Here is a 20822-nt window from a genome sequence, read left to right on the forward strand (position 1 = left end):
ATGATGCGCTCACGGATGGAATCACAAGTGAAAACCGTATCTTCTTCTCACGTAATGCCTTTTCGCGTCCTGATAGATGCCTGCTGGCGCGAAAAGTACACCCTGTCCCGCTTTAGCCGCGACGCCATCGCCGGCGTGACCGTTGGGATCATTGCTATTCCTCTGGCTATGGCGCTGGCCATCGGCAGCGGCGTTGCGCCGCAGTACGGTTTGTACACCGCCGCCGTCGCCGGGATTGTCATCGCCCTTAGCGGCGGCTCGCTCTTCAGCGTCTCCGGCCCGACAGCGGCTTTCGTGGTGATCCTCTACCCGGTCGCACAGCAGTTCGGGCTTGCGGGTCTGCTGGTTGCCACGCTGATGTCCGGGATATTCCTGATCCTGTTTGGGCTGGCGCGCTTTGGGCGGCTTATCGAGTACATTCCGCTGTCGGTGACGCTGGGCTTTACCTCGGGGATCGGGATCACTATTGCGACGATGCAGGTGAAGGACTTTTTCGGCCTGACGCTGGAGCACGTGCCGGAACACTATCTGAATAAAGTGGCCGCGCTGGCGATGGCGCTGCCCACGGTGAATATGGGTGACGCTGCCATTGGCATCGTGACGCTGGCAGTCCTGATTTTTTGGCCTCGCCTGGGGATCCGCCTGCCGGGGCATCTGCCTGCGCTACTGGCGGGCTGCGCCGTCATGGCTATCGTCACTTCACTGGGCGGCGAAGTCGCTACCATAGGCTCCCGGTTCCACTACATGCTGGCCGACGGCACCCAGGGTAACGGCATTCCTCAACTGCTTCCTCAGCTCATGCTCCCGTGGGCGATGCCCAATTCGGACTTCACGCTGAGCTGGGATTCGCTGAGCGCGCTGCTGCCTGCCGCGTTTTCTATGGCCATGCTGGGCGCCATTGAATCGCTGCTTTGTGCGGTGGTGCTGGATGGCATGACCGGCACCAAGCACAACGCCAACAGCGAGCTTGTTGGCCAGGGGCTGGGGAATATTATTGCTCCGTTCTTCGGCGGCATTACCGCCACCGCAGCCATTGCCCGTTCCGCCGCCAACGTTCGTGCTGGCGCGACCTCGCCGGTGGCCGCCATTATTCATTCGCTGCTGGTGATCCTGGCCTTGCTGGCACTCGCCCCCCTGCTTTCCTGGCTGCCCCTTTCGGCGATGGCGGCCCTGCTGCTGATGGTGGCGTGGAACATGAGCGAGGCGCATAAAGTCGTCAACCTGCTGCGCCGTGCGCCGAAAGACGACATCATCGTGATGCTGATCTGCATGTCGCTGACCGTGCTGTTTGACATGGTGATTGCCATCAGCGTCGGCATTGTGCTCGCCTCGCTGCTTTTCATGCGTCGGGTGGCGCGTATGACACGCCTCGCGCCGCTTAGCAATGTGAATACGCCGGAGGATGTACTGGCGCTGCGCGTCACGGGACCGCTGTTTTTTGCCGCTGCCGAAGGATTGTTTACCCAGTTAGCCCAGCAGGTACCGGGACATCGTGTGGTTATTCTGCAGTGGGATGCCGTGCCGGTGCTGGACGCTGGCGGCCTGGATGCCTTCCAGCGCTTTGTGGAGAAATTGCCGGAAGGCTGTGAGCTGCGGGTAACAAACCTTGAATTCCAGCCGCTGCGCACCCTTGCGCGGGCTGGCGTTAAGCCGATTGCAGGCCGTCTTGCGTTCTTCCCGGACGTACAGGCTGCACTGGCCGCCAACTAGCGGCCAGTGTCGTACCTACTGCCCGGCTTCTCGCTGACGCCGGGTCGTTACACTTTCACGGTTCACGCCCCAGTTGTCGGTTTCAACCTCGTCGATAACCACAAATGTGTCGGCGGGCTTTTTGTTTAATACCTGCTCCAGCAGATCGGTGACGCCCTCAATCAGCGCCAGCTTCTGCTCTGCGCTAACCCCTTCCCGGGTGACGCGAATATTAAAGTATGGCATAGCGGGTCTCCTGTTACCAAATCCCGGCGGTACTGCCGCCGTCCACGGCCATTACCGTGCCGCTGACGAACTGTGAATCCGTCAGGTACAACACAGCATTCACCACATCCTGCACGGTGCCTGTCTTCCCGCTCGGAGACAGCGAGCTTAGAAAACCTACCGAGCCTGAATAATCTGCGTGCAGCGGCGTCTCGATAATGCCGGGCGCAACGGCGTTAACCCGCACATTGTCCGCCGCCAGTTCTAAAGCCAGCGCCCTGGTCGCCTGGTTCAAACCGCCTTTCACCATTACCGGCAGCAATGCAGGCACCTTAACGTTGGGCTGCATGGCCACGCTCGCCGTGATGTTCACAATATGACCCGACTTGTTTTTGCTCATATGGCTGGCGGCTAGCTGTGACGGGAACAGGAACCCTTTCAGGTTAGTGTTGATCAGCGCATCAATATCCTGCTCGCTATAGTCGCTCGCCGGTTTCGGGATAAAGATCCCGGCGTTATTGATCAGAATATCCACGCGGCCAAAAGCGGCGATTGCCTGCCTGAACAGCGCTTCTGCGGTGGCCTTCAGCGCAATATCTCCGGCCACCGCCAGGAAGTTCGCCGGGTTCCCCAGGCTTGCCGCAGCCGTTTCTAAGCGCTTCAGCGTGCGGCCATTGCCGACAACGTTGTAGCCGCGAGCCAGATAAGCCTGGGCGATAGCCAGTCCAATACCGCTCGAGGCGCCAGTCACAATAACGGTTGGGGTTGAGTTCATGATTTGCTCCTGTGGGTGAATGTGGAGCTCACTATACTTATGACATAATGACCGATAAATTAGCCATCCGTAACATGACAAGATACCTCATGTAATAAATAAGAAGAGAACATCGGAATGAAACGCCACTTCGAAGAGATGCAGATCGGCACGCTGGAGCTGTTTTGCCAGGCCGCAGAACAGTTGAGCTTCAGCGCGGCGGCCAATTTTATGGGGATCACGCCCGCGGCGGTCAGCCGTTCTATCGCCCGCCTGGAAGAGCGTTTAGGCGTGCGCCTGTTCGTGCGGACAACCCGCCAGATCAGGCTGACAGAAAGCGGGGAGCGCTACTTCCGCCAATGCCAGCAGGCGCTGCAGCAGCTCAGAGAAGCCGAGCGAGAAGTGACTGGCGCGCAGATTGAACCCGCTGGCGTGCTGCGAATTAGCCTCCCCACGCCCTATTCTCATTACCGCGTGCTGCCGCTGCTGCCGGAATTCAGGCAGCTTTACCCCCGCGTCTCAGTGCAGGTTCACATCAGCAACCGCAACATCGACTTTGCCGATGAAAGTTACGACATTGCCATTCGCGGCCGCTCGCCCCAGGACTCATCGCTTATTGCCCGCAAGCTCGAAGACGCGGAGCTTATCACCGTGGCTTCACCGACCTATTTATCCCGGGCGGGAATACCCAAAACGCTGGACGACTTAAATCACCACGAGTGCATCCAGTTTGAACTGCCGAGCACAGGGCGAAAAGTCCCCTGGACGTTTAGCGTCGACGGCACAGATACCGACATTTTTACCCACGGCGGCTTTACCTGTGCGGAAGATGTGTTGGGGATTGTGACGCTTGCCAGAAGCGGCGCGGGCCTGATTCAGACCTACCGATTTATTCTGGAGCAGGATGTGGCCGACGGAACGCTGGTTGAGGTGCTGCCGGAGTACGGCGGCACCTCACGACCGTTTATTTTACTCTACCCTCACGCCAGGCATCTCTCTTTACGCGTCAGGAGCCTGGTTGATTTCTTAGTCCAGCGGCTTGGAACATAGCGCCAATCGCCTGCTGCAGCCAGGCCAGCACCTCCGGCGTCATCCAGGTGCCTTTGGCAAGCTCGGGTTCGTTCGCCATCGCGGTGCGAAATTTTTGCTGCGTCTGCGGCGATGGCCCGGCAAACGACTGAAACAGTTCCAGCCAGCGGCGTGCGAGCTGCTGCGCCTGGTCTGAATCAGGTTTCACGCCTTCGGCATTGGCCTTTCTCACCGCAGCCACCAGCGGCGGCCATTCCTGCATGCGATCGAAATAGTGGCGACTGGTGAAAGCAAACTCCTCATCGTTAAGATAGCGCCGGTAAATCTCCAACTTGCTGTGACCGAATGCACGGGTCACATAATCGGTCAGCGCCGGAGAGATCCCGGTCTGGCGGGCCATGTCCGGCTCTGCCTGATGCATTTTGTTCAGGCGAACCAGAAAATCAGGCTCACCCGCCGTGTCACGCTCCAGGATTTCCATCCAGTGCGCCGCCAGCCGCTGGGCGCGCTCATCCGCCGGTGGAACGCCCTGGGCATGAAGCCCGGACATCTCGTCGACCAATTGTTTCCACTCCCCGTCACGGCGGCTATCAGCCTGCGCAAAAGGCAGGCGCTCTAACTCTTCTTTTGAAAAATAGCGATCGTACATCGTCATTAACTCCAGCGTAGTAAGCCATTCCTCGAGGTCAGGTTCTGCGCCGCTGCGCAGAGTTTCACGCAGCGTAACCAGTCGCTGGCGCAGCACGGCTATTTCAGCCAGCTGGCCATCCAGCACGGAGATCTGCGAATCCAGAATCTCCTGGAGCGACAGCGCTTGACGCTCGAGACAGTCGCGCACCTCGCTCAGGCTCATTCCCATCCGGCTCAGCGCCTGAATATGATGCAGCCGGGCGATATCCAGCCGGTTATACAGTCGATAACCCGCAGCGGTGCGGGCAGAAGGCAGCAACAGGCCTATTGCTTCATAGTGGTGTAGCGTCCGTACCGTGATCCCGGCACGCTTTGCCAGCTCTCCTACTTTGAACAACATGTCCTGCTCCTTTTGGCTTCTGCTGAGAGGGAGTGTGCAGCCTCACGTTACGTGAGGGTCAACCCGTTAAGCATAAAAAAAACGACCCCTGAAAAGGAGCCGTTTCTCAAAATCTGCTAAATATTAGCTGTGGCGATGATGTTCGTCCCGGCGGCAACGTTTATCGTAGTGGCGTACCCACCAGTAACGGTCGCAGACCTGTTCACGTCCGCCAATGCGCGCGCCTGCAAGCCAAAGTACGGCCCCAACGAAGATGCTCAGCACGGCACCGTGGGCGAAAAACTGCGGCAGGTTTAGCTGCGGGAGCTGGTTCAGAATTGAATAGCCCACGCCGACCACCATCACAACCAGTCCCAATCCCATGAGGACATTACCGAGTAACGAAGCGTTTCTGCGTTTCATATGTCACCTCCGCACTATTACGGGTCGGTGGGGAACATCCCCTATCCTTGTGACTAAAGTATAGACAATGCCCCTAAAGAGCGTGTGCGTGAGCGATCACAATTACGAATGAAAGACCTACAAAAGTTTACAAATAAGCGCCTGAGTTACTTGAAATTCTAATGGTTCAGATCCTCAACTATTCAAGAATGTGTCGGCGGGGGGATTGGACTTTGTCAACGTCGCCCTCGCGCAGTAAACTACGCGGCTGTGAACGGTTTTCAGGAATTTAAACGTGAGCATTAAATTAATTGTCGGCCTGGCCAACCCAGGTGCTGAATACGCAGCGACCCGCCACAATGCCGGGGCCTGGTATGTGGATTTACTGGCCGAGCGCCACAATCAGTCGCTGAAAGAAGAAGCAAAATTCTTTGGCTATACCGCCCGCATTAATCTGGGTGGAGAAGATGTTCGCCTGCTGGTTCCGACCACGTTTATGAACCTCAGCGGGAAAGCGGTTGCCGCCATGGCCACCTTCTTCCGCATCGCCCCGGACGAAATTCTGGTGGCACACGATGAACTGGATCTGCCCCCGGGCGTGGCAAAATTCAAACTGGGTGGTGGCCACGGCGGACACAACGGCCTGAAAGACATCATCAGCAAACTGGGCAATAACCCGAACTTTCACCGGTTACGCGTGGGGATTGGCCATCCGGGCGATAAAAACAAAGTTGTCGGCTTTGTGCTCGGCAAACCGCCGGTCAGCGAACAGAAGCTGATCGACGACGCGGTGGACGAAGCGACGCGCTGCACCGAAGTCTGGCTAAAAGAGGGCCTGACTAAAGCCACCAATCGTCTGCACGCCTTTAAAGCACAATAACCAGCCTTCCCCGCACCGGGAAAGGATTTCCACGCCCGCTGGCGTCGGTTTCAGTGTATAATGCGCAAAGTTATCTACATTTTTTCAATGAAAACAGTTAAATTCATTGATAATCAAGCAATTAAGGTGATTTAAACCATGGGATTCAAATGCGGTATCGTCGGTTTGCCGAACGTTGGTAAATCCACGCTGTTCAACGCCCTGACCAAAGCAGGTATCGAAGCGGCTAACTTCCCGTTCTGTACCATCGAGCCGAACACGGGCGTGGTGCCAATGCCGGACCCGCGTCTGGACAAGCTGGCCGAAATCGTTAAACCGCAGCGTATTCTGCCGACCACCATGGAATTCGTGGACATCGCCGGCCTGGTAAAAGGCGCATCTAAAGGTGAAGGCCTGGGCAACCAGTTCCTGACCAACATCCGTGAAACCGAAGCTATCGGCCACGTGGTGCGCTGCTTCGAAAACGACAACATTATCCACGTAAACAATAAAGTGGATCCGGCTGACGATATCGACGTTATCAATACCGAGCTGGCGCTGTCTGACCTGGACACCTGCGAGCGCGCAATTCACCGCGTGCAGAAGAAGGCCAAAGGCGGCGACAAAGACGCTAAAGCCGAGCTGGCCGCGCTGGAAAAATGCCTGCCGCAGCTGGAAAACGCCGGTATGCTGCGCGCGCTGAAAAATCTGACCGAAGAAGATAAGGCAGCGATCAAATACCTGAGCTTCCTGACCCTGAAGCCAACCATGTACATCGCCAACGTTAACGAAGACGGTTTTGAAAACAACCCGTACCTCGATAAAGTCCGCGAAATCGCAGCAGGTGAAGGTTCCGTTGTGGTTGCCGTCTGCGCCGCCGTTGAATCCGACATCGCCGAGCTGGACGACGCCGACCGTGAAGAGTTCATGGCCGAGCTGGGTCTGGAAGAGCCGGGCCTGAACCGCGTGATCCGCGCAGGCTACGAGCTGCTGAATCTGCAAACCTATTTCACCGCCGGCGTGAAAGAAGTACGCGCGTGGACCATCCCTGTTGGCGCTACAGCACCACAGGCGGCGGGTAAAATCCACACCGACTTCGAAAAAGGCTTCATCCGTGCGCAAACCATCGCCTATGAAGACTTTATCACCTACAAAGGCGAGCAAGGCGCGAAAGAAGCCGGCAAAATGCGCGCCGAAGGTAAAGACTACGTCGTGAAAGACGGCGACGTGATGAACTTCCTGTTCAACGTCTAAGCCTTTCTCTTCAGCCATAAAAAATCCACGCTCAGGCGTGGATTTTTTTATAATGCATTAAGTGAAACTTTTAAACTTAATCTAAATTAGGCACAGGATTAGTTAAGCGAATAGATTTAAATATTCGCAGGAGCACTCTACTAAAATTCATTATAGATAAACGGTCAGGTTCATATCACTGACATTTATATCCTGAAAGGTCCTGTGCCATGCATATATCTATATCATCCAATCATGGTCGTTCTTATCAGTCAAAAACACTATCAGGACAAAGTTTGATATCTTTAGACTTCCAGTTGACAATTTTTTCACTGGTATCTATGTCTTTGACAGAAACAAAATCGCCAGCATATAAGGAACCAGTGACTACTATATCGTAGTTATGGTTAGCCTGGGGAATAAAATCGGCATACGTCCAGGTGCTCGCATAATGTACAACATTGATCAATTGCCCAGGCTTAATCGTAAACTCATTTATAAATGGACCGCTTACATTTTGAGATGCGGGCATGCCTGCAAGCCTCTTGTTACCCGTTACCGGGATCCCCATAAGGGCAAAACCAGAAGTAATACGTCTTTCTAGTACCTTTTTATAACAGCCGCTAACCTGCTTTTCATAGAACTGTAATGCTGTGTTACCCATAGTATCGGCGCGTATACGGGCTGCATCGGCACCTTTATAGTCTTCAAGTGCAGGCCGGAAACCAGCAGTGCATCCGCTAAGAAGTATTGTCGCTATTCCAGTAGCTATAATTTCTTTATACATTTCTGAACCGTTATATTAATTTGAGTTAAGTGAAAGATTTTATAACATCACTATCTGTATTTTTTTATTTAGCCAGACGATTAGTTATTAGTAAACTAAAATCTGATACAGACAGCATTATCATAACTGATTTTTATCATGCTTCTAAGGTATAGCATTTAATAACCCCCTCAAATTCTTACCAACACAAATCAACACGGCACTAAAGCACAGCATATATAGTCAGTAGAAACTGAACAATTTATAAACATAATGAATAACCTGACAATAAAAAAATCCACGCTCAGGCGTGGGTTTTTATTAAACAAAGATAAATCAGCGAGCCGCGCTATTCGGGTAAACCGTCGCCGACGGCAAAACACGTTTATCCAGTCGGTGTAACCCGTAATAGAGTGCTGCGGTGCCAAACCAGCCAATGATCCACGACACATCGTTGCCGTCGAAAAGCCAGGTCAGCGAACCGTGGAATAACGGATTCTCAATAAATGGCAGCTGAATCAGCACCCCGACGATATAAACCCCTATGCCAAACAAGTTCCAGCGGCCGTAGCGCTTATCGGCGTCAAACAGCGCGGGAATATCTACAGCTCGGGACGAAATAAAGAAGTAATCGATCAGGCTAATCGCGCTCCACGGTACAAAGAAGGCCAGCAGGAACAGCAGGAAGTGGGTGAAATGTTTCAGGAATGCCGGTTCGCTCAGCAGCGCAATGATGCATGACGCCGCCACCATCAGCACCACAAAGAGAATACGGTTCTTCTGGCTCAGGGTCACCTGCTTGCGGAACCCTGACACAATGGTGGTCAGCGACATAAAGCTGCCGTAGGCGTTCAGCGTGGTAAAAGTAATTTTGCCGAAGCAGATAGCAAAATAAATCAGCATCGCCATGGTTTCGGTTTTACCCAGCCCCACAATATAGCCAACTTCGTGCCCGGAAAAGGCGCTCCCGGCTATGGCCGCGGTGATAACGCCCAGCGTCATCGAGGCCTGAGTCCCCAGCACGGTGCCGCTAAACACCGAGAAAAACACCTTCGGGCCAGACACGTCTCGCGGCAGATAACGCGAGTAATCGGAAACATAGGGGCAAAAGGCAATTTGCCAGGAAGAGGACAGCGACACCGCCAGCAAAAACATCGGCATAGAGAAATGGTTATTTTGCAGGATAGCCGTGAGATCGGTGTTGAACAACAGGGAGCCAAACAGCCAGGCAAAAGCCAGTACGCCGACAATACTGGCGACCTTCCCGAGCTTATGGATAACGCGATAGCCGAGCACGGCAATGACGATGATAATAGCGCTGAACAGGATCATGCCGCTGACATCGCTGATGGACAGCAAATTCGCCATCGCCTGTCCCGCCAGGACGGTACCACTGGCGGAAAACCCGATATACATGATGCAGACCAGCACCAGCGGAATGACAGCCCCGTAAACACCAAACTGCGCCCGGGAGATGATCATCTGCGGCAAGCCAAGACGCGGCCCCTGCAAAGCGTGGAAGGACATGATCGATGCCCCCAGAATCTGCCCCACAAACAGCCCCACCAGCGACCAGACAACGTCCCCCCCCAGTACAACGGCTAGTGCGCCGGTGACAATCGCGGTGATCTGCAAATTACCGCCAAACCAAAGGGTAAACTGGCTAAACGGATGCCCGTGACGTTCGCCGTCCGGGATGTAATCGATAGATCGGGTCTCGCTGAGACGTGAGCCCTTTTTTGACTGTTCTTCTGTGGATGAAAAGGAAGACATAACGACCTCGCTAAACCTGATTAAACGCCGGAAAACCCATCGCACATCAAATGATCACTCATGTATATACAAGCAATGTGCGTAAACCACACCCTGCTGATAATGAATTTGCGAACTAAGTTGTAGATTTTATGTAACCAAATTGATGTGCAGATGTACCAATACGAAAAACTAATGGTTAGCGAGTGTAGGAAGGCCAGCCCGGGCATTGACAGGAGAACAGGCGTTAAGCAAAAACGGGAGATTAAGGCGTCAGTGAATGCCAAAAGAAACCCACGCTGACGGTGGGTTTCTTATCTGGCTACCTGCTATACAGGCCGAAAAAATGGGGGTTACAACCCGGCAGGGCGCGGCACTTCAAAATAGTTGCCGTTAATATCCTTCTGGTAATAGCTCCCGTTGCGCACGTAATAGCGCTTACCGTTGTAATCCAGCACGCTGACGCCAGAATTGATGCTGGACGGCGTCTCTACGCGAATGTATTCCGCCCCCTGACGCTGGTAGTAAATCCCATTGACCACATAATAGGTCAGACCGCCAACGATAATGGCCGTGGCAAGCCCAGGTAATACGGTCAAACGCGGCCCACCATAGAAATAATGTGGCCCTGGATAATAACGCGGGCCAGACCAGAATCCTGGGCCATGACCAAACCAGGGGCCAGGGCGCGCCTGCGCCAGGGACGGCACAACAATCAGCGCAGACATTGCCAACACATACAGATACTTTTTCATCTTAAACTCTCCTGACCTGCGGCTGAACGCGAGCTTTAGCCCGCTTTATGTCGATTATAATCCCGCCGCCTCAGGCTTTTCCGTATAGGGAAAGTAAATCCGTGAAATCTCCACAATCCTGCTTTTGGCGTCTTTATTTATCCATAGATGTAAAAAATCCACGCAAAGCGTGGATTTTTTTATCTGCAAGAACGCTGGCGTGAGTTTATTCGAAACAAACGTCAGGGTTATCCGCCAGGGAGATAAAGGTCTTGCTGTTTTTATCCAGGGTGCGAATCTCACCGCTTTCGATATCATAAACCCAGCCATGCAGGCGCAGGCCATTGTTACGCAGCCCTACCGCAACGGAAGGATGCGTTTTAATGTTGTTCAGCTGAGCGATAACGTTTTCTTCTACCATGGCGTTGACCTTGTCGGTCTCGTTGTTCCAGGTTTTCTTTTCCACTACCGCTTTTGCCGCATCGGCATAGTGCAACCAGTGCGCAACGGCTGGCATCGGGTCCAGACACTGGCAGGAGGCAATTGCTTTCATCGCGCCGCAGTTAGAGTGCCCGCAAATCACAATATCGGTCACGCCAAGGGCAACAACCGCGTACTCGATGGTCGCAGAAACGCCGCCCGGCTCCGGGCCGAAAGAAGGCACGATATTGCCGGCATTACGAATAACGAAGAGCTGCCCAGGTTCTTGCTGCGTAACCAGCTCCGGCACCAGACGGCTGTCGGAACAGGAAATAAAAAGCGCTTTAGGATTTTGGCTGGACGCCAGGCTGCGAAAGAGCTCTTTGCGCTGCGGGAAAATCTCTTTCTGGAAGTTAAGAAAACCTTCGATGATATGTTGCATAGCACGTTCTCTTGTTCTGTAGTGACCCCGACATGATAGAGATCACATTGAGTTAGTCCAGCCCCAACGCCGCTTTTTCTCTGCCGACAAACCGGAATAAATCCACATCAACCATGGATTTATTCCCTGCTACCGGCGGCAAATACTTAGCCACATCGGGCTTTAATCGCCGAAACGTTTCTCTCCAGATTAGCCGGATCGTATTCCGCTAGTTGAAAATTAAAACCTTGATTCTTTTGTAGATCCAGCCGTTCCGGGCGCAGCATATTCGGGTTACTGTCAACGTCGAATAGCTTCGCAAGATGCCCCGGATCGATTCGTCCGTTCGCCATATTCATAAAATGCGTGTTGATGTCGTTGAGCGATACCGGATGCGAGGCTTTCTTGCTCATCCAGTCATCAAGGCGCAGCGGGCGAGTCGCCCCGTCCCCTAAATCCGACTGATACAGGAACGCGTCGCGTCTTGGTTTTGCACTCGCCGGCAGATCAATCACGTAGGCATGGCCCATACCTGCATCGTTCACACGCAAAATAAAATGTTTGTGAGCGGGTAAATTGGCAAGCTGCTGCTGAAGCTGAGGTAACGACATTGTACGCCCGTGTTCAAAAGCGTAGCTGAAATGGTCAGTGTCGAGGAAAAGCTTCATCACGTTATTCGCCGTAACGCCGCAAACAGGCTCGTTTATGCGCTTGCTGCTGCCCAGCATTGCCTCAACTTCATGCTTTGGCATTCCCCAGTCTCTGGCCGTATTTGAGATATTATCGTCTATCGCCTTCAGCAGCGCCGAAGGGCTTTTGTGATGAATCGGCACCGAATTGTCATCGCTGTTAAGCAGCACGTTGGCTCTCAGGTTTTTGCCGCTTAGCTTCGCAAAATCCTGCACCAGGCGGGTGGACGGGTTATTCACGCTTCGGGACGACGAAGCCGTGGCCGACGTTCTGGCCGTGCGGCTCGACTGGCCGCTTTGAGCCTGCAGGCGAGGATCGGACTGTGTAGGACGGAACGTATTAAGGATGTTTCTCATCGGAGGGTATTCCACTCGTTGGGCAATTGAGGCTGAGTGGTAGCGCTGGCGTGCAGGTTCCCAGGAAGATGTAAAAAACCCACGCCAAAACGTGGGTAGCAGGACTATTTCAGATTCAATGGATTGGTTGATTTCAGGTTTACATTCTCCGCCAGCAGATTGACCTTCTTCGTCTCGTCTTTATCAAACGGGGTACGTTTCTCATCGGTCAAACGCGCCGCTACGTAAGTCTGAACATACTCGGCGTTATGAGTCGCGCGGCTGGTTTCCTCGGCCGCCACGGAGCAGCGACTCATGATAGCTCAATAGCGGATATGCATTTTCACCGTGTAACTAACGCGTTAACTGCTTCAGCACCTGCGCGAAACCTGCTTTGATCTCCGCGTCTTTCTCGTGCCCCCCTTCGCGTATCACCCATTTCCCACCGGTCATAACATCTTTGATTGGGTTAGAAGAGCAGGCAAAAATCCAGCGGTTCAACAGCTCGCTATCTTTCGCCGTCGCCAGGAACGGATCGTTGCCGTCCAGCACCAGCCAGTCGGCTCTCGCCCCTACGGCCAGCTCGCCAATATTTTGCGCCAGCGCCATGCGTCCGCCGCGCAGCGCCCCCTGATAAAGAACATTGCCGACATACGGCTCCGCTTCAAGGTGAAGCAAATTGCGGCGGCGGTTATTCAGCCGCTGGCCGTATTCAAACCAGCGTAAATCCTCGCTGACGCTGACGCTGATATGGCTGTCGGAGCCAATGCCCCAGTTGCCACCCTGCTGCAAAAACGCCTGGCCTGGGAAAATGCCATCCCCGAGATTCGCTTCGGTCGTCAAACACAATCCGGCGACCGCGCCAGAATCAGCCATAAGCCGCGTTTCGCTTTCGGTGATGTGGGTGGCGTGAATCAGGCACCAGCGCTCATCGACGGGCATATTGTCATACAGCCACTCGACGGGACGCTGCCCGGACCAGGCGAGGCAGTCTGCCACTTCTTTCTGCTGCTCGGAGATATGAATATGTACCGGCTGAGGCTGCGTCTGGCTCGCCAGCACAAGATGCATTTGTTCCGGCGTCACGGCGCGCAGCGAATGGAAGCACAATCCGGCACGCTGCATCGGCTCCGGGGCAAGCGCCGTGGCAATGCTGTCGTACAGTTTCAGGTAGCTGTCGGTGTCATTAATAAAGCGGCGCTGCCCCGCTGATGCGGGCTGCCCCCCGAAACCGGAATGCGTGTACAGCACCGGGAGCAGCGTCAGGCCGATGCCGACATTTTTTGCTGCCTGAGCCACGCGTAGCGCCAGCTCTGCAGGCTGTGCGTAGGCTTTGCCGTCCACATCGTGATGCAGATAGTGAAACTCGGCCACTGAGGTATAGCCGGCTTTCAACATTTCGATATACAGATAGCTGGCGATGATCTCCAACTGCTCCGGGGTGATTTTGCCCACCAGACGATACATTAGATCCCGCCACGTCCAGAAGCTGTCTGCCGGGTCGCCAACCACTTCCGTCAGCCCCGCCATCGCCCGCTGAAAAGCGTGCGAATGCAGGTTCGGCATCCCCGGCACGACAACACCGTCCAGGCGGATATCGCCTTCATCCGGCACGCTGTCAGCTGCCACTGACTGAATGACGCCCTCGGGCGAAACGCCCACCCTGACATTTTCCGCCCAGCCCTGCGGCAGAAGCGCTTTTGCCGCGAAATATACCGCCATATCAGCACCCCGGTTTGATGTTAATCAATTGTATATACATGCATGTATATATACATCCAAATAGGGGTAGAGTAAACTTTAAAGGATACCCGGGCGAGGAATGATGAATGGCACAAAACGACGTTTTTAAAGCAGCGGCAGAGACCGACAATCTGGACCAGCCAGCTCCCTATTATGAAAGGGTCAAAATCATTATTAAGACCAATATTCATAGTGGATTGTGGCCAGTAAACTACCGGGTTCCCTCCGAAAGTGAACTGGTGAATCAGTTTGGCTACAGCCGCATGACCATCAACCGCGCCCTGCGCGAGCTGACCGCCGAAGGTCTGCTGGTGCGTATGCAGGGGATCGGGACTTTCGTCGCCGAAGTGCGCGGGCAGTCCGCGCTGCTCGAAATCAATAACATTGCCGACGAAATTGCCAGCCGCGGCCACCGCCATCACGCCCGCGTGCTGGAGCTGACCCAGGTGTATGCTGACGCGCAGCAGGCCATGGCCTTCAACTTACCCAAAGGCAGCCGCCTGTTCCACTCGCTGATTTGCCACTACGAAAACGGCGTCCCGGTGATGCTGGAAGATCGCCTGGTGAACTCGCTGATCGTGCCGGATTACTTCCAGCAGGATTTCACTCGCATCACGCCCAACGCCTACCTCTCATCCATCGCGCCCATCGTTGAAGGCGAGCATATTATTGAGGCAGTGAACGTGCCTCGCGAAGAGTGCGCGTATCTGGAAATCGACGAACACACGCCTTGCCTGCAGGTCAATCGCCGCACCTGGACCGGGCGCCAGAACAAAAAAATCGTCACCAGCGTGCGCCTGGTTTACCCTGGCTCACGCTACCGCCTCGAAGGAAGCATGCATAAATGATCCAGCTTCTGCGCTATGAGCAGTGCCCGGAAATGCTCTGGAAAAACGGCCAGGGCGTGACGCGGGAAATTTATCGCTTCCCGGCCACGGATAACTACGCCTGGCGCATTTCGGTGGCCACCATCCGCCAGGACGGCCCCTTCTCTCTTTTTTCAGGCTATCTGCGCAATATCAGCGTGCTGGAAGGCGAAGGCATGTATCTCACCGTCGACGGTGAACAAAGCGCGCTTATTCCGCCGTTCCAGGCCACGGATTTTAGCGGCGACAGCGCAGTCAGCTGCGCAATTGTCGGCGGACCGCTGCTGGACTTTAACGTCATCTATAAAGCAGAAACCACACAAGCCACGGTAAGCTGGCTGCGGGAAGGCACCTGGGCGCACCAGCAAGGTACGCAGCTGCTGTTTAATGCTGGTGGCGTTCTGGAAGTTGAGGTCAACGGTGAACGCCAGGTATTACAACACTACGACAGCCTGTTAATTAGCGCCCCGGCCACGGTCAGCGTGGTTTCTACGGCCTCTTCCCTTTTCGCTCGCGTCACCCTTTCGGCATAAAAAAACCGGCAGACTGGCTGCCGGTTTCAACGTTATTTCACTTCATCGCCCTTTAAACTCGGGCGATTCCTTATTTTTAAACGCCGCCAGACCCGCCGCCCGGTCTTCGCTGTCGGCGATTAACGCAGAAAGCGAGCGCTCGTAGGCCACACCCGCGCTTAGCGGCATTTCGTAGCTGGCCGCCACGGCTTTTTTAATCATCATCGCGGCAAGCGGCGCGGCTTTTGCCACCTGAGTGGCCAGCACGAGCGCCTGCTCTTCCAACGCATCCGTCACGCGACTAACAAGCCCGGCACGCAGCGCTTCCTGTGCGTCGATTCTTCTGCCGCTTAACAGCATATCCATCGCCAGCGATTTGCCCACAGCGCGCACCAGGCGCTGCGTTCCGCCCGCCCCGGGAATAATCCCGATGTGGCTTTCCGGCAGGCCAAAGACTGCACTTGAATGGGCAATAATGATGTCGCAGAGCAGCGCCAGCTCCAGGCCACCGCCGAGGGCGTAGCCAGACACGGCGGCAATCAGCGGCGTCTCAATGCTCGCCAACCGATCCCACTTCTCGCTGAACCCGCTGCGCCATAATGTTGTCGCTGAAGCAGACGCCAGCGTGCCGGTATCCGCCCCGGCAGAAAACGCTTTGGGGGAGCCAAGCAAAACGATCGCCCTGACGTCCGGTCGCCCGTCCAGCTCAGTTAAGGTGCCGAGCAGCTCATCAAGCATCTCAGCCGTAAGCGCGTTGTATTTCTGTGGCCGGTTGAGCGTCACCACCGCAACCGCGCCGTCAACGCGAGAAAGAATATCACTCATGCTTCTCTCCCCCGGTCAGTTGCCGGACGATGTCATCCCGGTGGCGCATTCCGGCGGCGGCGGTCTCTGCGGTCCACGCATAGAAACCCTCCCCGCTTTTCGCTCCGAGCTTACCGTCGGCGACTTTGGCTTTCAGCCATGCAGGCAATTGACTGCTGTTATCCAGCTCGGGGAGTAAAATACCGGCCACTTTCTCTACCGTGTCCAGCCCGGCAAAATCCATTAGCTTCATCGGCCCCATCGCCGCCCAGCGGGGCGCCAGCGTGCGCTGCACCGCCCGGTCGACGTCCTCCACGGAGCCGATCCCGGCATCCACCAGGTAAAGCGCCTCACGCAGCATCGCGTACTGCAGCCGGTTGATAATAAAGCCCGGAATATCCTGGTTAACGACGATCGTCTCTTTCCCCAGTTGCTGACAGATGTCCCGCACGCGCTGGCAGATGTCATCCCCGGTCTGTTCGCCACGCACAATCTCGATCATCGGCATGGTATCCGCAGGGTTAAACCAGTGCATACCGATCAGCCGCTGCGGCTGACTCAAGGCCGAGGCCAGCAGCGTAATGGACACGCTTGAAGTGTTGGTTGTGATCACGCAATGCTCGCCCACCAGGCGTTCCACATCGCTCAGCACGCGTTGCTTGAGCGCCACGTCTTCGGCAACGTTCTCTGACACCAGGTCAGCGTCACTCAGGCAAGCCTCAAAGGAGGTGGTGAACTCTACGGCTTCACCAGCGCCGAGGGAGGCCACAATAGCCCGCGCTTTATCGAGCGTAGGCTCAGAGCGCGACCACAAGCTAACGCGGTAGCCCGCACGTGCCATCACCACGGCGATGCGCGCGCCCATCGTTCCGGCCCCAATCACCGCCACTTTTTTTATTTGCACCATTTGCGTTCTCCGCCGGTTAAATGACGCCCTGCGCCTTGAGCTGCGCCAGCGTTGCCTCGTCGATAGCCAGCAATTCCCGCAGCACGCTGGCCGTATGCTCGCCCAGCGCTGGCGGCACCAGCGCAGGTTCTGTTTGCATGGCGCTCATTTTCACCGGCTGCGGAACAATCGAGATGTTGCCTGCCGTCGGGTGCGTCACCTGCTTAACGAGTTCACGTTCTTTCGCATAGTCGCTGGTCAGAATCTGGTCGAGACGCAGCACGGCGGAGGCCGGGACGCCTGCGTGATCCAGAATGGCCTGAGCATCGTTCACCGTTTTATCCGCCAGCCAGCGCTCAATTTCTTCCCGCAGCGGCCGCTGGTTCGCCAGGCGCAGCGGGTCGGTGAGATACAGCGGATCGCTTGCCAGTTCGGGCTTATTCATCGCCGAGCAAAGCTGGCGGAAAAGTTTGTCGTTGGCGACTGCAATCACGATATGGCCATCCTGAGCCGGATAGCTGTCCATCGGGGCGCTGATAGGGTGCGCGTTGCCCAGCCGCCCGGCGGATGCCTGCCCGCCAATCCATTGCGTCAGGGAAACCATTTGCATCGTCACCATGGTGTCGAGCATCGAGACATCAAGATGCTGCCCTTTGCCACTGATCCCGCGCTGCAACAGCGCCGCGAGCACCGCCCAACTGCCGTACAGCCCGGCCACAACGTCCCCGATAGCATCGCCGACTCGGGTTGGCTCCCCTTCCGCCCAGCCGGTGACCTGCATAATGCCGCCGTAGGCCTGCACGATATGGTCGTAAGCAGCTTTGTGCGCCATCGCCCCATTTTGCCCAAACCCGGAAATACTGGCGTAAACCAGCCGTGGGTTGATTTCCTGCAGCGTCGCATAATCAATGCCGAGGCGTTTGGTTACGCCCGGACGGAAGTTCTCCACCAGCACGTCGGCCTGCGCCACCAGTTGTTTCAGAATGGCTAACCCCTCAGGTGCCTTTAAATCCAGGGTAACGCTTTTCTTGCCGTGGTTAAGCTGCATGAAATAGCTGCTTTCCCCGCCGATGTGCGGGGTGAAGCTGCGGGAATCATCCCCGCTGCCCGGCATCTCAATTTTGATGACTTCCGCCCCGAGATCGTTCAGTAGCGAGGCGCACCACGGGCCAGCCAGCACGCGGGATAAATCAAGCACTCTGACGCCTTTCAGCGGCTGTAAAGCTTCACTCATGTTCGGATTCCTCAACCAGGGCGAGCAGCCGTTGGCTCAGCTCACCGTCAGCAATCAAATCGCGCACGGCATGCATATCCGGGTAAAGCGCCGTGTCTGTCTCACGGAACGGCACGCGGGCGCGCACCATGCTTAACGTTAACTCCGCGCCAACCGAGGCGCGAAGCGGACGGTGAAACTCCAGCGCCTGGCTGGCGCACAGCAGCTCGATGGCAACAATATCCACCGCATTGCTCACCGCCTGCATGGCTTTGCGTGCCGAAGAAACGCCCATGCTGATATGGTCTTCCTGCCCGGCGCAGGTGGTGACGGTATGCACACTCGACGGCGCGGCCAGGCTGCGGTTATCCCCCGCCAGCGCGGCGGCCACATAAGGCGGGATCATCATCCCGGAATTCGCGCCGCTTCTGCCGACCAGGAACGCAGGCAGGCCGCTCAGGTGCACGTTGGTAATACGATCCGATCGCGCCTGGGACGCCGTGCTGACCTGGGCAATGGCGACGGCCAGAGAATCCAGCGCCAGCGCCAGCGGCGCACCGTGCCCATTGCCGCCGGGCAGGATCGCCAGCGCGTCATTTTCGATAAGGAAGACCGGGTTATCGGTCACCGAATTGAGTTCGATAGTCACAATCTGGCGGCAATGGGCGAGCTGGTCGCGCACCGCGCCGTGGATTTGCGGAATGCAGCGCAGGCTGAGCGCATCCTGCACCCGATGGTCGCGGTAGCGGGCAAAGATCTCGCTGCCGCTCAACAGACGACGAAGAATCGCGGCGGTTTTTTGCTGCCCGTCGTGTGGGCGGAGCGCATGCAGACGGGCGTCATAGCCACGGGTATTGCCCTTCAGCGCCTCAAGGCACATACCGCCGGCCATATCCGCCACCGGCAGTAGCCGCTCAAAATCATGCACGGCAAGGCACGCCAGGCCGGTGATTTCATAGGTGCCGCTGATCAGCGCATGGCCTTCGCGCGGGCCTGGCACTCTGGGGGCAATCCCCGCTTTTGCCAAAGCTTCGGAGGACGGCAGAAGCTCGCCCTGATACCAGCACTGCCCCTCGCCAAACAGAGACAGTCCGATATGCGCCGTCGCAATTAAATAGCCGACCGAGCCGCTGGCCGGTGACCACGGCGTAACCTGCCGGTTAAGCATTTCGGCCATGCGTTTCGCCAGCTCGGCGCTAACGCCGCTATACCCCTGCAGCAGCGACTTCAGCATGACCGCCATCATGGCGCGCACTTCACGCACGGACAAATCTGGCCCCATCCCGCAGGCGTGGCTGCGCAGCATATTGAGCTGCACGCTGGCTATCTGGTCGGCAGAAAGGCGCTCCGTGACCAGGTCTCCTACCCCGGTGGTCAGGCCGTAGATCACCTGCCCTTCATCTATTGCTCTTCGAATATACCCGCTGACATGGTCCATATTCGCCAGGGCTTCAGGGGCCAGTTCGACCGGCGCCCCGTCGGCAATGTGCACCAGTTCGTTAATGGTGGTTTGCGCCCTACCTAAAGTGACGGTTTCATGAGAACGAGCGGTGGAGCCAGTTTGTCTTGTCATCGTACGCCCTTACTTGCTCAGACCATGTTTAACCAGCCACTGATGCGCCACGTCATCAATGCTGGCAAATTCCGCAAGCTGCCCGTTCATGGCGATCAGATCCGCGGTGGTTAGCTGAGCCGAGACTTTATTCAGCGTGCCCTCAATCGTCGGATTCAGCGTAGTAGTGGCCACAATCGGGACGATGTTTTGTGCCGCAAACAAGTTTTTCGGGTCGGCCAGCGCCACCAGATGGTCTTTCTGGATTTCCGGCGTGGTGGAGGTTAAATCCGCAGCCTGAATTTGGTTATTTTTTAGCGCGGTCAGCGTCAGCGGGCCCGCGACGTCCAGCACTTTGAAGCTCTTGAAGTTCAGGCCATACACTTCTTTCAGGCCAGGCACGCCTTCGTGACGCGTTTTCCATTCAGCCGGGCCGCCCAGAATAAGTTCTGCCGCGTGAGGCCTCAGATCGTCAATGGTTTTGAGGTTGTATTTATCCGCCGTTTTTTTGGTGACGGCTATAACGTCGCTGTTTTGCGCCACGGAGGTATTCAGCATTTTCACTTTGGCCGGCAGCTTCGCCGCCAGCGCGGTTGCCACTTCGTCAGAGCTGTGCGCTTTATTATTGGCATCCAGGTAGCTCAGCAGCGCGCCGCTGTACTCCGGGATAACGTTAATCGAGCCGTCCAGCAGGGCCGGAATATAAACTTCGCGGCTGCCGATGTTGAGCTTCTTCTCCACCGGGATGTTTTGCGCTTCCAGTGCCCCGGCGTAAATCGTCGCCAGCAGCTGGTTTTCAGGGAAATCAGCCGAGCCAATAATCACCTTCTGCCCCGCATCTGCCGCCCACGCGGAGGAAACAACGGACAGCATCGCGGCACTCAACAGCGTCAAACAACGTTTCTTCATATTCATCGCTTTCACCTTG

The 20822-nt window shown here is 55.8% G+C and carries 22 protein-coding genes; 6 read left to right on the top strand and 16 right to left on the bottom strand.

Annotation, left to right across the window (positions count from 1 at the left end; all coding sequences use genetic code 11):
* The first annotated feature begins 15 nt into the window (after window positions 1–15).
* Window positions 16–1710 (top strand): C4-dicarboxylic acid transporter DauA, encoded by a 1695-nt coding sequence (gene dauA / locus B9Y90_RS02025; protein ID WP_085540126.1) that lies wholly within the window; start codon window positions 16–18, stop codon window positions 1708–1710.
* Window positions 1711–1725: 15 nt separating this feature from the next.
* Here the strand turns inward: dauA and B9Y90_RS02030 are convergent, their stop codons facing one another.
* On the bottom strand, window positions 1726–1935 hold the full coding sequence (locus B9Y90_RS02030; protein ID WP_085540054.1) for a tautomerase family protein: 210 nt from the start codon (window positions 1933–1935) through the stop codon (window positions 1726–1728).
* 13 nt (window positions 1936–1948) lie between these two features.
* Window positions 1949–2689, bottom strand: a complete 741-nt coding sequence (locus B9Y90_RS02035) for an SDR family NAD(P)-dependent oxidoreductase (RefSeq protein ID WP_039294254.1) — start codon at window positions 2687–2689, stop codon at window positions 1949–1951.
* Window positions 2690–2806: 117 nt separating this feature from the next.
* Here B9Y90_RS02035 and B9Y90_RS02040 point away from each other — a divergent pair, with 117 nt between their 5' ends.
* Window positions 2807–3718, top strand: a complete 912-nt coding sequence (locus tag B9Y90_RS02040) for a LysR family transcriptional regulator (protein ID WP_085540055.1) — start codon at window positions 2807–2809, stop codon at window positions 3716–3718.
* On the opposite strand, the gene B9Y90_RS02045 is transcribed toward B9Y90_RS02040, so the two are convergent.
* Together B9Y90_RS02045 and ychH are read right to left on the bottom strand one after the other, a co-directional pair.
* Window positions 3675–4727, bottom strand: coding sequence for a MerR family transcriptional regulator (locus tag B9Y90_RS02045; protein WP_085540056.1), 1053 nt, complete (start codon window positions 4725–4727; stop codon window positions 3675–3677). The genes B9Y90_RS02040 and B9Y90_RS02045 overlap by 44 nt on opposite strands.
* A 123-nt stretch (window positions 4728–4850) precedes the next feature.
* A complete protein-coding gene (gene ychH, locus B9Y90_RS02050; RefSeq protein ID WP_008454166.1) occupies window positions 4851–5129 on the bottom strand; it encodes a stress-induced protein YchH in 279 nt (92 codons plus the stop codon).
* A gap of 274 nt (window positions 5130–5403) precedes the next feature.
* On the opposite strand from ychH, the gene pth reads away from it, so the two are divergent.
* Window positions 5404–5988 (top strand): aminoacyl-tRNA hydrolase, encoded by a 585-nt coding sequence (pth, locus tag B9Y90_RS02055; protein ID WP_085540057.1) that lies wholly within the window; start codon window positions 5404–5406, stop codon window positions 5986–5988.
* A 138-nt stretch (window positions 5989–6126) separates the two neighbouring features.
* Complete coding sequence (ychF, locus tag B9Y90_RS02060) at window positions 6127–7221, top strand: redox-regulated ATPase YchF (protein ID WP_085540058.1); 1095 nt, start codon at window positions 6127–6129, stop codon at window positions 7219–7221.
* 247 nt (window positions 7222–7468) lie between these two features.
* Here ychF and B9Y90_RS02065 read toward each other — a convergent pair whose 3' ends face one another.
* The 7 genes from B9Y90_RS02065 to B9Y90_RS02095 form a co-directional block, all read right to left on the bottom strand.
* The gene (locus tag B9Y90_RS02065) at window positions 7469–7987 is read right to left on the bottom strand and encodes a hypothetical protein (RefSeq protein ID WP_039294303.1); all 519 of its coding nucleotides are present in this window, start codon (window positions 7985–7987) and stop codon (window positions 7469–7471) included.
* 315 nt (window positions 7988–8302) lie between these two features.
* Complete coding sequence (locus B9Y90_RS02070; protein WP_085540059.1) at window positions 8303–9739, bottom strand: purine-cytosine permease family protein; 1437 nt, start codon at window positions 9737–9739, stop codon at window positions 8303–8305.
* A gap of 332 nt (window positions 9740–10071) precedes the next feature.
* The gene (locus B9Y90_RS02075) at window positions 10072–10473 is read right to left on the bottom strand and encodes a DUF6515 family protein (RefSeq protein ID WP_008454157.1); all 402 of its coding nucleotides are present in this window, start codon (window positions 10471–10473) and stop codon (window positions 10072–10074) included.
* Between the two features lie 205 nt (window positions 10474–10678).
* Entirely contained in the window at window positions 10679–11314 is a 636-nt protein-coding gene (locus B9Y90_RS02080; RefSeq protein ID WP_039294310.1) for a carbonic anhydrase, read from the bottom strand.
* Window positions 11315–11460: 146 nt separating this feature from the next.
* Window positions 11461–12339: a cycle-inhibiting factor gene (locus tag B9Y90_RS02085; RefSeq protein WP_085540060.1), complete on the bottom strand. Its 879-nt coding sequence runs from the start codon at window positions 12337–12339 to the stop codon at window positions 11461–11463.
* Between the two features lie 104 nt (window positions 12340–12443).
* Entirely contained in the window at window positions 12444–12635 is a 192-nt protein-coding gene (locus tag B9Y90_RS02090) for a hypothetical protein (RefSeq protein ID WP_176227833.1), read from the bottom strand.
* 37 nt (window positions 12636–12672) lie between these two features.
* Entirely contained in the window at window positions 12673–14040 is a 1368-nt protein-coding gene (locus tag B9Y90_RS02095) for a formimidoylglutamate deiminase (RefSeq protein ID WP_085540061.1), read from the bottom strand.
* A gap of 107 nt (window positions 14041–14147) precedes the next feature.
* On the opposite strand from B9Y90_RS02095, the gene hutC reads away from it, so the two are divergent.
* Both hutC and B9Y90_RS02105 read left to right on the top strand, forming a co-directional pair.
* Window positions 14148–14909: a histidine utilization repressor gene (gene hutC / locus B9Y90_RS02100; protein WP_008454147.1), complete on the top strand. Its 762-nt coding sequence runs from the start codon at window positions 14148–14150 to the stop codon at window positions 14907–14909.
* The gene (locus tag B9Y90_RS02105) at window positions 14906–15460 is read left to right on the top strand and encodes a HutD/Ves family protein (RefSeq protein ID WP_085540062.1); all 555 of its coding nucleotides are present in this window, start codon (window positions 14906–14908) and stop codon (window positions 15458–15460) included. Before hutC ends, B9Y90_RS02105 begins: the two co-directional genes overlap by 4 nt.
* 42 nt (window positions 15461–15502) lie before the next feature.
* Here B9Y90_RS02105 and B9Y90_RS02110 read toward each other — a convergent pair whose 3' ends face one another.
* Genes B9Y90_RS02110 through B9Y90_RS02130 form a run of 5 tightly spaced genes read right to left on the bottom strand, consistent with a single transcriptional unit; the run spans window position 15503 to window position 20809 of the window.
* On the bottom strand, window positions 15503–16264 hold the full coding sequence (locus B9Y90_RS02110) for an enoyl-CoA hydratase-related protein (RefSeq protein WP_085540063.1): 762 nt from the start codon (window positions 16262–16264) through the stop codon (window positions 15503–15505).
* Window positions 16257–17150 carry a 3-hydroxyacyl-CoA dehydrogenase family protein gene (locus tag B9Y90_RS02115; protein ID WP_085540064.1) on the bottom strand — a complete coding sequence of 298 codons (894 nt, stop codon included), beginning with the start codon at window positions 17148–17150 and terminating at the stop codon, window positions 16257–16259. Before B9Y90_RS02115 ends, B9Y90_RS02110 begins: the two co-directional genes overlap by 8 nt.
* Before the next feature lie 16 nt (window positions 17151–17166).
* Window positions 17167–18363, bottom strand: coding sequence for a CaiB/BaiF CoA transferase family protein (locus B9Y90_RS02120; protein WP_085540065.1), 1197 nt, complete (start codon window positions 18361–18363; stop codon window positions 17167–17169).
* The gene (locus B9Y90_RS02125) at window positions 18356–19915 is read right to left on the bottom strand and encodes an HAL/PAL/TAL family ammonia-lyase (protein ID WP_085540066.1); all 1560 of its coding nucleotides are present in this window, start codon (window positions 19913–19915) and stop codon (window positions 18356–18358) included. Before B9Y90_RS02125 ends, B9Y90_RS02120 begins: the two co-directional genes overlap by 8 nt.
* Window positions 19916–19924: 9 nt before the next feature.
* Window positions 19925–20809: an ABC transporter substrate-binding protein gene (locus B9Y90_RS02130; protein WP_085540067.1), complete on the bottom strand. Its 885-nt coding sequence runs from the start codon at window positions 20807–20809 to the stop codon at window positions 19925–19927.
* Window positions 20810–20822: the final 13 nt, after the last annotated feature.

This window comes from Cedecea sp. NFIX57 (assembly GCF_900177785.1).
Classification (GTDB): domain Bacteria; phylum Pseudomonadota; class Gammaproteobacteria; order Enterobacterales; family Enterobacteriaceae; genus Cedecea; species Cedecea neteri_C.

Coding starts and splice junctions, on each gene's coding strand:
- dauA (WP_085540126.1), top strand. CDS start 16: ATGGAATCACAAGTGAAAACCGTATCTTCTTCTCACGTAATGCCTTTT.
- B9Y90_RS02030 (WP_085540054.1), bottom strand. CDS start 1,935: ATGCCATACTTTAATATTCGCGTCACCCGGGAAGGGGTTAGCGCAGAG.
- B9Y90_RS02035 (WP_039294254.1), bottom strand. CDS start 2,689: ATGAACTCAACCCCAACCGTTATTGTGACTGGCGCCTCGAGCGGTATT.
- B9Y90_RS02040 (WP_085540055.1), top strand. CDS start 2,807: ATGAAACGCCACTTCGAAGAGATGCAGATCGGCACGCTGGAGCTGTTT.
- B9Y90_RS02045 (WP_085540056.1), bottom strand. CDS start 4,727: ATGTTGTTCAAAGTAGGAGAGCTGGCAAAGCGTGCCGGGATCACGGTA.
- ychH (WP_008454166.1), bottom strand. CDS start 5,129: ATGAAACGCAGAAACGCTTCGTTACTCGGTAATGTCCTCATGGGATTG.
- ychF (WP_085540058.1), top strand. CDS start 6,127: ATGGGATTCAAATGCGGTATCGTCGGTTTGCCGAACGTTGGTAAATCC.
- B9Y90_RS02065 (WP_039294303.1), bottom strand. CDS start 7,987: ATGTATAAAGAAATTATAGCTACTGGAATAGCGACAATACTTCTTAGC.
- B9Y90_RS02070 (WP_085540059.1), bottom strand. CDS start 9,739: ATGTCTTCCTTTTCATCCACAGAAGAACAGTCAAAAAAGGGCTCACGT.
- B9Y90_RS02075 (WP_008454157.1), bottom strand. CDS start 10,473: ATGAAAAAGTATCTGTATGTGTTGGCAATGTCTGCGCTGATTGTTGTG.
- B9Y90_RS02080 (WP_039294310.1), bottom strand. CDS start 11,314: ATGCAACATATCATCGAAGGTTTTCTTAACTTCCAGAAAGAGATTTTC.
- B9Y90_RS02085 (WP_085540060.1), bottom strand. CDS start 12,339: ATGAGAAACATCCTTAATACGTTCCGTCCTACACAGTCCGATCCTCGC.
- B9Y90_RS02090 (WP_176227833.1), bottom strand. CDS start 12,635: ATGAGTCGCTGCTCCGTGGCGGCCGAGGAAACCAGCCGCGCGACTCAT.
- B9Y90_RS02095 (WP_085540061.1), bottom strand. CDS start 14,040: ATGGCGGTATATTTCGCGGCAAAAGCGCTTCTGCCGCAGGGCTGGGCG.
- hutC (WP_008454147.1), top strand. CDS start 14,148: ATGGCACAAAACGACGTTTTTAAAGCAGCGGCAGAGACCGACAATCTG.
- B9Y90_RS02105 (WP_085540062.1), top strand. CDS start 14,906: ATGATCCAGCTTCTGCGCTATGAGCAGTGCCCGGAAATGCTCTGGAAA.
- B9Y90_RS02110 (WP_085540063.1), bottom strand. CDS start 16,264: ATGAGTGATATTCTTTCTCGCGTTGACGGCGCGGTTGCGGTGGTGACG.
- B9Y90_RS02115 (WP_085540064.1), bottom strand. CDS start 17,150: ATGGTGCAAATAAAAAAAGTGGCGGTGATTGGGGCCGGAACGATGGGC.
- B9Y90_RS02120 (WP_085540065.1), bottom strand. CDS start 18,363: ATGAGTGAAGCTTTACAGCCGCTGAAAGGCGTCAGAGTGCTTGATTTA.
- B9Y90_RS02125 (WP_085540066.1), bottom strand. CDS start 19,915: ATGACAAGACAAACTGGCTCCACCGCTCGTTCTCATGAAACCGTCACT.
- B9Y90_RS02130 (WP_085540067.1), bottom strand. CDS start 20,809: ATGAATATGAAGAAACGTTGTTTGACGCTGTTGAGTGCCGCGATGCTG.